This is a genomic window from uncultured Agrococcus sp., from assembly GCF_945915485.1.
Classification (GTDB): domain Bacteria; phylum Actinomycetota; class Actinomycetes; order Actinomycetales; family Microbacteriaceae; genus Agrococcus.
Window position 1 is genome coordinate 1 of the sequence record NZ_CAMEFJ010000001.1, and the last position, 12,227, is coordinate 12,227.

The 12,227-nt window shown below is 62.3% G+C and carries 9 protein-coding genes and 1 tRNA gene; 6 read left to right on the forward strand and 4 right to left on the reverse strand.

The features are described 5' to 3' along the window. Nucleotides 1-705 precede the first annotated feature (705 nt). Nucleotides 706-786: transfer RNA gene (locus Q0O95_RS00005), tRNA-Leu, on the reverse strand. Nucleotides 787-832: 46 nt separating this feature from the next. On the opposite strand from Q0O95_RS00005, the gene Q0O95_RS00010 reads away from it, so the two are divergent. Beyond that, nucleotides 833-1,459, forward strand: a complete 627-nt coding sequence (locus Q0O95_RS00010) for a response regulator (protein ID WP_293694092.1) — start codon at nucleotides 833-835, stop codon at nucleotides 1,457-1,459. A 209-nt stretch (nucleotides 1,460-1,668) separates the two neighbouring features. Here Q0O95_RS00010 and Q0O95_RS00015 read toward each other — a convergent pair whose 3' ends face one another. After that, the gene (locus Q0O95_RS00015) at nucleotides 1,669-2,085 is read right to left on the reverse strand and encodes a PaaI family thioesterase (protein WP_293694095.1); all 417 of its coding nucleotides are present in this window, start codon (nucleotides 2,083-2,085) and stop codon (nucleotides 1,669-1,671) included. 140 nt (nucleotides 2,086-2,225) lie between these two features. Between Q0O95_RS00015 and polA the strand changes: the two genes are divergently transcribed. The 3 genes from polA to rpsA all read left to right on the forward strand — a co-directional run bounded on the left by polA (nucleotide 2,226) and on the right by rpsA (nucleotide 8,310). Continuing rightward, nucleotides 2,226-4,871 (forward strand): DNA polymerase I, encoded by a 2,646-nt coding sequence (polA, locus tag Q0O95_RS00020; RefSeq protein ID WP_293694098.1) that lies wholly within the window; start codon nucleotides 2,226-2,228, stop codon nucleotides 4,869-4,871. A gap of 58 nt (nucleotides 4,872-4,929) precedes the next feature. Then, nucleotides 4,930-6,597, forward strand: a complete 1,668-nt coding sequence (locus tag Q0O95_RS00025) for a DUF885 domain-containing protein (RefSeq protein ID WP_293694100.1) — start codon at nucleotides 4,930-4,932, stop codon at nucleotides 6,595-6,597. Between the two features lie 258 nt (nucleotides 6,598-6,855). Then, nucleotides 6,856-8,310 (forward strand): 30S ribosomal protein S1, encoded by a 1,455-nt coding sequence (gene rpsA, locus Q0O95_RS00030; RefSeq protein WP_293694103.1) that lies wholly within the window; start codon nucleotides 6,856-6,858, stop codon nucleotides 8,308-8,310. A 64-nt stretch (nucleotides 8,311-8,374) separates the two neighbouring features. Here rpsA and Q0O95_RS00035 read toward each other — a convergent pair whose 3' ends face one another. After that, the gene (locus Q0O95_RS00035; protein ID WP_293694106.1) at nucleotides 8,375-9,337 is read right to left on the reverse strand and encodes a phosphotransferase; all 963 of its coding nucleotides are present in this window, start codon (nucleotides 9,335-9,337) and stop codon (nucleotides 8,375-8,377) included. Next, nucleotides 9,334-9,954, reverse strand: a complete 621-nt coding sequence (locus tag Q0O95_RS00040) for a DUF4126 domain-containing protein (RefSeq protein WP_293694108.1) — start codon at nucleotides 9,952-9,954, stop codon at nucleotides 9,334-9,336. Before Q0O95_RS00040 ends, Q0O95_RS00035 begins: the two co-directional genes overlap by 4 nt. Nucleotides 9,955-10,040: 86 nt before the next feature. Between Q0O95_RS00040 and coaE the strand changes: the two genes are divergently transcribed. Both coaE and Q0O95_RS00050 read left to right on the forward strand, forming a co-directional pair. Continuing rightward, the gene (gene coaE / locus Q0O95_RS00045; RefSeq protein ID WP_293694111.1) at nucleotides 10,041-10,643 is read left to right on the forward strand and encodes a dephospho-CoA kinase; all 603 of its coding nucleotides are present in this window, start codon (nucleotides 10,041-10,043) and stop codon (nucleotides 10,641-10,643) included. A 124-nt stretch (nucleotides 10,644-10,767) separates the two neighbouring features. Next, nucleotides 10,768-12,213, forward strand: a complete 1,446-nt coding sequence (locus Q0O95_RS00050) for a serine hydrolase (RefSeq protein ID WP_293694114.1) — start codon at nucleotides 10,768-10,770, stop codon at nucleotides 12,211-12,213. Nucleotides 12,214-12,227 lie beyond the last annotated feature (14 nt).

A 12,227-nucleotide genomic window follows, 5' to 3' on the forward strand; every position in this document is an offset into this window, starting at 1 on the left:
CGCCTGCTCTCGTCCGGTTGTGCTCCAACGCAAGTCACGAGTCCAATCCCTCCTCAGCCCGTTACACTTCTCGGTCTATACATGGCGACACGCCGGTATATCGCGTTCACTCCACGCATGAACCGAGAAGTGTATCTGTGTGTCGCGCTGCTCGGTCACTGAACCACGCATCCACAACGATCGGAAGTGCACCAGGCGCCAACTTGCTCTAAGACGCCGTAACTGAACCTGCTCGAAGGCGCATAAACTAAAGCGGAATCTACCCTCGACGCCAGCGCTGGCTCGGACTCGGAGCCAGGTAGGTAATCCCGCGAGGCCTCACGAGCTGTCGAGACCTATCACCACCGGCACGAACACCCCGCATCGCAGTTGCTTCACTTCGTGCTGGTGTACGGGCGCGCTCGAGTTTTAGAGTGAGGGCCCTTTCGGGCCTTCACCGCGATGCCAGCGCCTGCGCGGCGCGTCCACCGTGGGAACCATTTCTGGTTGCCACTCGCGCCTAGCGCCAGTCGCCGTCTCGGCGACCGAATCGCGGAGCCAGGTAGTCATGTCTTCGATACTTACGAGCTGACGTAAGCTATCCACCGCCGGCGCGAATACCCCGCATCGCGGGGCCCGGTGCTCCTCGCGCTAAAGCGCTCGTCAACAAACTCAATCGCCTCGGAACAGAACGCAAGCGTTCTGTTCTCTCGGATCAATCATTTGTGCCGGTGGTGGGATTCGAACCCACACTCCGTGAGGAAACGCATTTTGAGTGCGCCGCGTCTGCCGTTCCGCCACACCGGCTGGAATCCGTTCTGAACGGACCGTGCCATCTTCTAGACTATCGGTTATGACCGATCCAGAGTTCACCGAGGCCCCGCCTGTCGAAAATGAATCCAGCGCACGGCGCGTTCTCGTAGCAGAAGACGAGTCGCTTATCCGCATGGACATCGTCGAAACCCTACGCGACAGCGGGTTCGATGTTGTCGGCGAGGCGGGTGACGGTGAACAGGCCATCGAACTGGCCAAGGAGCTTGAGCCCGACCTGGTCGTCATGGATGTGAAAATGCCGAAGATGGACGGCATCACTGCGGCGGAGAAGCTGCAGGAGTCGCGCATCCCCGTCGTTATGCTCACCGCGTTCAGCCAGAAGGAACTCGTTGAACGTGCCGGTGAGGCGGGCGCACTCGCGTATGTCGTGAAGCCGTTCAACCAGAACGACCTTCTTCCCGCTATCGAGATCGCGTTGGCTCGCCACGATCAGATCGTTGCGCTCGAGGCCGAGGTAGCGGATATGAGCGATCGGTTCGAGACCCGCAAACTGGTAGATCGGGCCAAGGGTCTCTTGAACCAGCGTATGGGGCTCAGCGAGCCGGAGGCGTTCCGCTGGATTCAGAAGGCCTCAATGGATCGTCGTTTGACGATGGGCGAGGTTTCCAAGGCCGTTATCGAACAGCTCGAGGGCGGCAAGAAGTAGCCCGACGCCGTACGCCACTGTCATGCCGTGGCATCGGAGCAGGCGAATGTTTTGGTGCCGAGATTTCGCCAGGCCTCGCCCGGGGACGCGCCGACGGTTTCCTGTTCCGCTTCTCGTGCTGCATAGCTGCACGGCAGAAGCAGCAGTGCCCATCGCGGCCGCGTCAGGAACAAGTCGTCAGTTTGTGTAGCGGGAGGGGACTCGCGCCCTTAGCGGTCCTTCAGGAAGTTTGTGATCCTTATGGTCGAGAGTCGGTTGCCATCGTCATCTGTGCAGACGATCTCGTGAACGCACATCGACCGTCCGAGGTGCACTGCGCGACACTCCGCTTTGACCCAGCCTTCGCGTATCGATCTCGTATGCGTCGCGTTGATGTCCACGCCGACGGCGTATTTACCGAACGGAACCGCGTGGATGTTTGCTGAGACCGAACCGAGACTCTCGCCGATGACGCAGTAGGCTCCGCCGTGGACGAGCCCGACGGGCTGGCGGTTGCCTTCCGCGGGCATCCGCGCAACAGAGTGCTCCGCCGACAGTTTCGTGAACTCAATTCCCATGCGGGCACCGAGTTCGCCCGCGCCCTGCGATTCCAAGAACTGCCGTGCCTGCTCGTCCATCTCAGTCATGGAGTCAGTCTTGCACGATCATCGATCTGCTTTGGCAACGGGCGATGTCCCGCAGAGTGTGGCCCGCTGCCAGGCGCACAGCCGCGCATCATCGCCAACCTGCGTGTGCGTTGCAGGAACGTGACAGTAGGCTGGAATCTATGTCGAACGCCGAGCAGCAGACCCTGATGGTCATCGACGGGCATTCGCTTGCCTTCCGAGCCTTCTACGCGCTTCCCCTGGACAATTTCGTCAACAAGGAGGGGCAGCACACGAACGCGATTCATGGCTTCATCTCCATGTTGCTGAAGATCGTGCGAGATGAATCGCCGACGCACCTCGCGGTTGCGTTCGATATTTCACGATTCTCTTTCCGGACCCGGGAGTACGCGGAGTACAAGGGTACTCGCGCGGAGACTCCTCCCGAGTTCAAAGGCCAGATCCCGCTGCTGCAGGAGGCGCTCAAGGCCATGGGTGTTCCGACGCTCACGAAGGAGGACTACGAGGCGGACGACATCCTGGCGACGCTCGCGAAGCGCGGCGACGAAGCGGGCATGAAGGTTCTCGTCGTCTCCGGTGATCGAGACACCATTCAGCTGGTCAATGAAGACGTGACGCTGCTGTACCCGGCAGTACGCGGTGTCAGCGAGCTGAAGCGCTACACACCCGAGGCTGTTGAAGATCGGTACGGCATCCGTCCCGACCAGTATCCGGATATCGCTGCGCTCGTCGGCGAGACCAGCGACAATCTCATCGGCGTCGACAAAGTCGGCGAGAAAACGGCTGTGAAGTGGATCACGAAGTACGGTTCGCTCGACAATCTGCTGGCGAACATGGACGACATCAAGGGCGTTGTCGGAGGCAACCTCCGTGATCAGCAGGATAGAGCGATTCGGAATCGCAAGCTGAACCGTCTCGTCAATGACGTCGATCTGGGGGTTGAGCCCCTCGAACTCGAGCGACGCCCAATCGATGCTGCTGCGGTGCGGGATGTCTTCTCCCAGAAGCTGAACTTCCGAACGCTGCTCGACCGCGTCCTGGAGCTTGCGGAAGGAGAGGGGCTGGATGTTCCCGCAACGCCGCAGATTTCGGCACCCGAGCCCGCGAAACTCGTCGATGAGGAGCTCGCGCTCTGGCTCGAGCGTCACGTAGACGATGTCGCAGTAGCCGTTGCGGCTCCCGCGGGAGTCTTGAATGCATTTGGGCTCGTGCAGGGTGAGGACGCCGTTTTCGTACCCTTCGCCTCCGGGACAGGAGACTACGTCGCGCTGCAGGAGTGGCTCGCAAGCGACAATCCGAAGATCACGCACGACGCGAAGGCCGTTGAGCGGGCGCTGCAGCGCGAGGGGATGACGCTGGGCGGAGTTGTTTGGGACACGAGAACGACCGCATGGCTGCAGCGGCCCTCTGCTCCCGAGAAGACGTATGAGCTCGACGCGCTCGCCGAATTCGTGCTGGGGGAGACGCTGCCGGAAAGCGATCCGAACCAATTGCTCCCCGATACCGAACCGGAGTCGGTGACGACACAGGCCTGGATGATCGGTCGCATCGCCTCGGAGCAGCGCGAGGTGCTCGACGAGGGTACGAAGAACGTGCTGCAGGATATCGAGATTCCGCTGGTCCGCATTCTCGAGCGGATGGAGCGGAAGGGAATCGCGGTCGACGCCGGAAAGCTGGATGAGGTGCACGATAGGCTTCGCGAAGAAGCTGCCGAGCACCAACGGGCCGCGTTCGCGGAGATCGGTCACGAAGTCAACCTCGGCAGCCCGAAGCAGCTGCAGACCGTGCTCTTCGAAGAGCTCGAGATGCCGAAGACACGAGCGACGAAGACCGGGTACTCGACGGACGCTGCGGCGCTTGCAGACCTGCAGGATTCGAACCCCCATCCGTTCCTCGGACTGCTGTTGAAGTACCGCGAAGCCACGAAGATCGCGCAGATGATCGAAAGCCTCCGCAAGGCCGTTCATGACAGCCGCATTCACACGACGTACGACCAGACGGGTTCGGCGACCGGACGCATGTCGTCGAACGATCCGAACCTGCAGAACATCCCCGCGCGGACGGAGGTGTCGAAGGAGATTCGTGCGGCCTTCACGCACGACGATCGGTTCGAGTCGCTGCTCACCGCCGACTACTCGCAGATTGAAATGCGCATCATGGCGCACCTCTCCGAGGACCCGGGTCTGATCGAGGCGTTCCACTCGGGAGAGGACCTCCACAGGTTCGTGGGCGCACGGATCTTCGACGTCCACCCCGAGGATGTCACGCCGGTTATGCGTACGAAGGTCAAGGCGATGAGCTACGGACTCGCCTACGGACTCAGCGCGTTCGGGCTCTCGAAGCAGTTGCGCATCCCGCAGAGCGAGGCCAAGCAGTTGATGCTCGAGTACTTCGAGCGTTTCGGTGCGGTGCGCGACTACCTTCGCGGTGTCGTTCTGCAAGCGAAAGAAGACGGTTTCACCACAACGATCTTCGGGCGTCGCAGGCCGTTCCCCGACCTCAAGTCGAGCAACCGGGTGCTGCGAGAGAATGCCGAGCGAGCAGCCTTGAACTCTCCTATCCAGGGGTCGGCCGCCGACATCATCAAGCGTGCAATGCTGACGATAGAGGGCGAACTCCGCTCACGTGAACTGCAGAGCAATATGCTGCTCCAGGTGCACGACGAGCTCGTCTTCGAGATCGCTCCGGGAGAGCTCGAGACGGTCAAGGACATCGTTGTGGATGGCATGCGAGGAGCAGCGGAGCTGTCCGTTCCGTTGGACGTGCAGCTGGGGATCGGCGACAACTGGGATGCTGCCGGGCACTAGCACGTTCCGGCCGCGAAGGCGGGTCGGGATCGTTCCCGTGCTCGCGTAGGGTTGTCCCATGACACAATCTGCCGAGCAACGACGCGAACAGACACCTATCGACAAGATTGCCGAGACCTATCTGGCCAAGGCAACTGACCTGACCCCGGAGCTCAGGGTCTACCTGGGAACAGAAGGCGCCAAGTCTGAGTACTCGGACCTGTCGCCGGACGGCGTGACGGCTGGCCGGCAGCTCTTGAGCGAAACCGCCGCCGAGCTGGAGTCAGAAGAGCCGCTGGATGACATCGACTGGGTTACGAAGACGGATCTGCTGCGGGAGCTGCGCCTCGAACAGGAAGTGATCGATGCCGAATGGCATCAGCGTGACCTGAACAATCTGGAGTCCCCCGCTCAGCGCACGCGAGAGATATTCGACCTCATGCCCACTTCGTCGGAGCAGGACTGGGCAGACATCGCGGCCAGGATGCAGAACCTTCCCGCTGCGTTGGACGGCTGGCGGGAGACGCTGCGGACCGGTATCCGGGCGAAGAACACGCCCGCGCGTCGGCAGGTCGAGAATGTACTCGACCAGCTGCGGCAGTTCGACGACGGTAAGGGGTACTTCCACGATCTTGCGGAGAGTGCCGAGGTGCCGGATTCGCTGCGCAAGGAGCTCCGCGCCGGAGCAGAGACCGCGACGAGCGCTCAACACGATCTCGCCGCATTCTTCCGGGATGAGCTCCTACCCCACGCGCGGGAAGAGGACGCGGTCGGGCGCGAGCTGTACTCGCTCATGTCCAGGCGATTCCTGGGTGCTGTCGTCGATCTCGATGAAACCTACGAGTGGGGCATCGAGGAGCTCGAGCGGATGAAGTCCGAGCAGGAGAGGATCGCGGGCGAGATCAAGCCCGGTGCAACGGTGCAGGAGGCGATCGAGCACCTTGACCGCGACTCCAGCAGGAAGATTCACGGAACGGATGCCCTCAAGGCCTGGATGCAGCGCACAAGCGACGAGGCAGTAGAAGAGCTCGGCAGGGTCCATTTCGACATCGCGGAGCCGATCAAAGATCTCGAGTGCATGATCGCGCCCAGCCAGACGGGAGCGATCTACTACACGCCGCCGGCCGACGACTTCTCCCGCCCGGGCCGTATGTGGTGGTCGGTCCCCGAAGGCATCACGGAGTTCGACACCTGGCGAGAGCTGACCACGGTCTACCACGAGGGTGTACCCGGACACCATCTCCAGCTGGCGCAGGCGGTGTACAACAAGGACAGCCTGAACTCGTGGCGTCGCATAGCGGGAACATCGGGTCACGCCGAGGGATGGGCGCTCTACGCCGAACGGTTGATGGAGTCTCTCGGTTATCTCGACGACCCGGCGGACCGGTTGGGGATGCTCGACGGTCAGCGGATGCGGGCCGCACGCGTCGTCCTCGACATCGGCGTGCACCTCGGCAAGCCGCGTCTCGACGGCACGGGCACGTGGGACTTCGACTACGCTTTCGAATTCATGAAGAGCAACGTGAACATGAACGAGCCGTTCGTCCGGTTCGAAGTGAACCGGTACTTCGGTTGGCCGGGGCAGGCGCCTTCGTACAAGATCGGCCAGCGTATTTTCGAACAGCTTCGTGACGAGGCCGAAGAGATGGCGGGCGCGGCCTTCGACCCCAAGGAGTTCCACATGCGGGTACTGAACATCGGCGGAGTCGGACTCGACACTCTGCGCGCGGCCGTCAAACGCGGCTAATGCGTAATCGAAGCTCTCCTTCCCGTGTGACCCGATTTGTGTCAAGAAAGTTGCGTTGTGGACACAACACCTTGCAACTTTTTCGACACAAGCGGGGAGGTTGAGGGGCCTCGGCTGACGGCGTGGCGGGCGGTTGTTCGGGGCGCTGCGGGCATGTACGATTGGTAGGTCATCCCTGGGTGGGTGACACAACCATGTCCATTGCCGGTAGCAATCCGTGCTTCCGGCCCGATTCATCCATTAAAGGTTTACCACCATATGACCACTGCAGAGACCAAGGCTCCCAAGCAGGTCGCTGTGAACGACATCGGTTCGTCCGATGACTTCATGGCCGCCGTTGAGAAGACCCTGAAGTTCTTCAACGACGGCGACCTTATCGAGGGCACCGTCGTCAAAATCGACCGTGACGAAGTGCTGCTCGACGTGGGCTACAAGACCGAGGGCGTCGTTCCCTCGCGTGAGCTCTCAATCAAGCATGACGTTGACCCGAACGAGGTCGTCGAAGTTGGCGACAGCGTCGAGGCACTCGTCCTCCAGAAAGAGGACAAGGAAGGCCGCCTGATCCTGTCGAAGAAGCGTGCGCAGTACGAGCGCGCTTGGGGCGACGTCGAGAAGATCAAGGAAGAGGATGGCGTCGTCACCGGCACCGTCATCGAGGTGGTCAAGGGCGGCCTCATCGTCGACATCGGCCTGCGAGGCTTCCTGCCCGCATCGCTCATCGAGCTGCGTCGCGTTCGCGACCTCACACCGTACCTCGGCCAGGAGATCGAGGCGAAGATCCTCGAGCTCGACAAGAACCGCAACAACGTCGTTCTCTCGCGCCGCGCGCTGCTCGAGCAGACGCAGTCCGAGACCCGCAGCCAGTTCCTCGACGGTCTGCAGAAGGGCCAGATCCGCAAGGGTGTCGTCTCGTCGATCGTCAACTTCGGTGCGTTCGTCGACCTCGGTGGCGTTGACGGACTCGTCCACGTCTCCGAGCTGTCCTGGAAGCACATCGAGCACGCCAGCGAGGTTGTCTCCGTGGGTGACGAGGTCACCGTCGAGATTCTGACCGTCGAGCGCGATCGCGAGCGTGTCTCGCTCTCGCTCAAGGCGACGCAGGAGGACCCGTGGCAGGTATTCGCCCGTACCCACGCAATCGGTCAGGTTGCTCCGGGTAAGGTCACGAAGCTCGTCACCTTCGGCGCGTTCGTTCGCGTTGCCGACGGCATCGAGGGCCTCGTGCACATCTCGGAGCTGTCGAGCCGTCACGTCGAGACGGCCGACCAGGTCGTCTCGGTCGGCGACGAGGTCTTCGTCAAGATCATCGACATCGACCTGGAGCGCCGTCGTATCTCCCTGTCGCTCAAGCAGGCCAACGAGGGCGTCGACGCCGACTCGACCGAGTTCGACCCGGCGCTCTACGGCATGATCGCCGAGTACGACGACGAGGGCAACTACAAGTTCCCCGAGGGCTTCGACCCGGAGACGAACGAGTGGAAGGAAGGCTTCGACACACAGCGCGAAGCCTGGGAGGCCGAGTACGCCGCCGCCGAGTCGCGCTGGGAGGCGCACAAGGCTCAGGTCGCAGCCGCTCGCGAGGCAGAAGCGGAGACCGCCAACACTGGCGGTGGCACCGGTAACTTCACCTCGGATGCCGACTCGTCCGGCACGCTCGCCGATGACGAAGCGCTCGCTGCGCTGCGCGAGAAGCTGACCGGCGGAGACCGCTAGGCGAAACGCATGAACGGGAGGGGCTCGGTTACGACCGGGCCCCTTTCATCTGCGCCGCCATCCGTTACGGAAGCGGGAATCGCTCGGCTGTCGTCAAAGCGAGATCACGGAGGTACCCGTGTTCACGAGCATCCGCCCATCCATCGGCGTCTGTGTCCTCGAGCACCCACGTGCCCTCTTCCCACAGCATGTGCCGCAGGGCGGCCGGCCAGAGACGGCGCTCACGGTCGGTCAGCGTGATGTGCTGTTCGTAGCCGCTGTAGAACGCGAGCCACTCCTCATCGCTGAACATCCTCGCGGGAGCATCGGGGGCCTCCCTGTGAAAGAGCACAATGGCCATGGCGAGTTCGAATAGCCGCGGTTCATAGCCACCGTTGTCGGGGTCGATCAACACGACGCCGTGCGGCGAATGCACGATATTGGTGGCTCTGAAGTCGCTCGAAAGCACGGCGCGGGGGAGCGGTGCATTCGCATCCTCCTCTCGCAGTGCGGGGAGCGAATCGTCCCACCACAGCTGGCCGAGTGCGCGCACTGAGCGCATCGCTTGTTCTCCGAGTTGCTCGGGCAGGATGTCCGCGAGCGTGTTCAGATCCGTCTCGACGTCGGCCCATGCGGTGTCCGGGAACTCGTACTGCCGCATCGCTGCGGTCAAGTCTTGCGGGAGCGGCACGGCATGGATGCGACCGAGCAAGTCACCCGCGGCTCGAGCATCGCCCTCCCCGCCGCGGTACGGATCACCGGCGATGAACGGATACACAACCCACCAGTCGTCTCCGACTTGCTGAGGGTTCTCCTGCGGGAGCGGAACCGGTGCCACGATGGGAACTCCATCACGCTCCACAGCGGTTGTCCAGGCCGCCATGGCCAGAGCCCGCTCACGAGAGTCTGCCGTGCGTTTGACCACGATCTGTTGACCTTCAGAGCTTCTTCCTCGCAATACGGTCGCCCACGGCGTAAGCGATTCGCTGTCGACGAAGTCCAGGCCGAAGGCCTTCGCCAGCTCCTCGGAAGTCGGAGTCTGCGTCACGGTGTTGCCTCCTTTGTTGCGGGCCGGAGCCGCTGCGCTCGTTTTCGTCTGCGGCGCCGCATCATGACGATGGTCAAGACGATGAGGACCACGACGCCGATTGCGGCTAGGACCGGCAGGACGATCGCGAGGACGCTCAAGGCGATGGCGCCGAAGTCCTCGGCCGTCGATAGCACGGGAGCCGCAGTGCCGCCGGAAACGGTGTTCGCGACGGGCCTGCTGAGTGCTTTCGTGCCGTGCACGACGAGGGCGATGAGAACGCCCACCGCGATCGGTACCCACTGGTTCGACGTGAAGAACTCCGCCGGATCAGTCACGGCGGCGGTCGTCGCGCCTGACGATGAGCCGAAGACAAGCCCGCCTGAGGCCGGGCGCACAACCGTCTGCAGGATGTCGTTGATGCTGTCGATTGCCGGAATCTTGTCGGCGACCAATTCGACGACCAGCAGAACCCCGATGATCACGAGCACCCAGCCGTTGGAGAGCCACGCCCACCCGTCCGGAAGCGCGATGAACTGCGGCAGGAAACGATTCATCAATCCCACCATCAGGAGTGGAATGTACGCGTTCATGCCGGCAGCTGCGGCAAGCGATGAACCAGTGAAGATCTCCAGCACGCTTCCAGTCTAAGGATTACGGCTGGATATTCGGTCAGGAAAAATGCAATGCGACTCGAAGCGGTGGGATGCGGTTGAATGTTCCTGTGACACTTATCGGGCTTACGGGTGGAATCGCTGCTGGGAAGTCGACAGTGGCCGAGCGGTTCCGGGAACACGGGGCCCACGTGCTCGACGCCGACCAGCAGGCACGGGACGTCGTGGCCCCCGGGTCACCTGCGCTCGAGCAGATTCGAGCAAGGTTCGGCGATGGTGTGATTGACGGTGCAGGCGGTCTGAATCGAGCGAAACTCGGCTCGATCGTGTTCACCGAGGATGGCGCTCGATCGGATCTCGAAGGGATAACGCATCCCGCCATCCGGCAATTGACGCAGGATCGCATCGCTGAGATTCGAGAACGCGACCCCGGTGCGGTCATCGTGTATGACGTACCGCTCCTGGTCGAGGCGAACGTGCGACTGCCCTTCACCGCGGTCGTTGTCGTGCATGCTGCGGCTCGAGAGCGTCTCCGCCGCCTGGTCGAACTCCGTGGCATGAGCGCGGAAGAAGCGGAACGGCGTATCGAATCGCAGGCGACGGATGAAGAGCGACTCGCGGTCGCCGACTACGTCGTCGACGCGGACGGCAGCCTCGAGGCGACGATACGCGACGCGGATCGCGTGTGGCGAGAGATAACCGCGAGCACCTGATCGAGGTGATGGGCGCAGCACCGCTGTGTCAAAGTTGCTATACGGTATGAAATCGGGTTCTCGACACTACGAGGATCGGTTTCGCCGTAGGGTTGATAGAGCACGTGTATCGACGGGAGACTGCATGGCAAAGCGATCGGACGCCTTCGTTCTGGCCAGGAACGCGCTCGATTACGCATCCGGTTGGCTTACGTACAGAACGTGGCGGACTCGAGTCCCCGGCGCACAGGTCGCGGTCATGATCGGCGGGGATCTGATAACCAATAAGGGCTACGGCTGGGCAGATCTCGAATCCAGCGAACGACTGGGAGCGGCGCACCAGTTTCGCATCGCGTCGCATTCCAAGTGGCTGACGGCGACGGCGATCATGCGGCTTGTTGAAGACGGCATGCTTCGTCTCGACGATACCGTGGGCACGCACGTGCAAGAACTCTCGGGCACGAAGGTCGCGGACCTGACACTGCGCGAGCTGCTTTCGCACGGATCGGGCACGACCCGAGATTCCGAGGACAGCTCGTTCTGGTCTGCCGAGAGACCATTCCCCGACCGGGACGAACTGATCGCGCTTGCCTCCGATCGACCCGACATCTACTCGGTGGGCACTGCGTTCAAGTACAGCAATATCGGCTACGGTCTGCTCGGCCTAGTGCTCGAGGCGGTTGCTGAACGAAGCTTCGATGATCTCGCACGGGAACTCATTACTCGCCCGTTGGGCCTCAGCAAAACCGTTGCCGACGTCGACGATAGGAAGAGCGCGAAGCCGGTGACCGGATACAGCGGCATCGTGACGTCGCACGGACGAAAGCCGTTTCCGAGCCCCGGGTCCGCTTCGCTCAGGGCCGCGACGGGTTTCACATCGACGGCAGCGGAGCTCGCTCGTTTCGCTCACTCTCACGTGCAAGGCAATGACGAACTCCTGAGCGATCGTGCTAAGGCCCTCATGCGCCAACCTCTGTGGCGATACACCGACAGGTCAGGCCTCGACGTCGGCTACGGACTCGGCACCATGGTGACCTCTATCGGCGGGCGCGAGTGGATCGGCCACGGCGGGTCGTGGCTCGGGCAGTCGACGAGAACGATCGTCGAGCCGACACTCGGCATCGTCATCACGGTACTGACGAACAGCATCGACGGCCCGGCTGAAGAACTCGCCTTCGGCATCGCTCGTCTGCTGCTCGCATCCCAGGAGCGGCACACCGCGCCCTTGTCGCTTTCCGCAGCCGCTTCGATTCCGCTCGGCTCCGGGACTTCCGCTGCGACGCGAACGGCGCGCCGCGTCGATCCCAGCAGGTTCATGGGTCGCTTCGCGAATGAGTGGTCGATCACGGATGTCGTGGAACTCGGCGATCGACTGCTCGCGATTTCGCCGGCTGCGGCGGATCCGATCGAATCGGCGATCGAACTCACGGTTGTCGACGAGCATACGTTGCGGCTACCCGTCGAGAGTTCAATAGGGCCGGCAGGTGAGCTCCTCCACTATGAGTTCGACGCGAAGGACCGCATTCAGCGGATCAGCGGCGCCTGGCGCTTGAAGCCCGCTCCGCTGCTGGAACCGTTCCCGCTGCAATAGTGATCCGAGGCAGT

What these genes read in the sequence shown, in the direction of transcription:
- Q0O95_RS00025 (WP_293694100.1), top strand. Translation starts at nt 4,930, where the DNA reads ATGACACAATCTGCCGAGCAACGACGCGAACAGACACCTATCGACAAG.
- rpsA (WP_293694103.1), top strand. Translation starts at nt 6,856, where the DNA reads ATGACCACTGCAGAGACCAAGGCTCCCAAGCAGGTCGCTGTGAACGAC.
- polA (WP_293694098.1), top strand. Translation starts at nt 2,226, where the DNA reads ATGTCGAACGCCGAGCAGCAGACCCTGATGGTCATCGACGGGCATTCG.
- Q0O95_RS00015 (WP_293694095.1), bottom strand. Translation starts at nt 2,085, where the DNA reads ATGACTGAGATGGACGAGCAGGCACGGCAGTTCTTGGAATCGCAGGGC.
- Q0O95_RS00050 (WP_293694114.1), top strand. Translation starts at nt 10,768, where the DNA reads ATGGCAAAGCGATCGGACGCCTTCGTTCTGGCCAGGAACGCGCTCGAT.
- Q0O95_RS00010 (WP_293694092.1), top strand. Translation starts at nt 833, where the DNA reads ATGACCGATCCAGAGTTCACCGAGGCCCCGCCTGTCGAAAATGAATCC.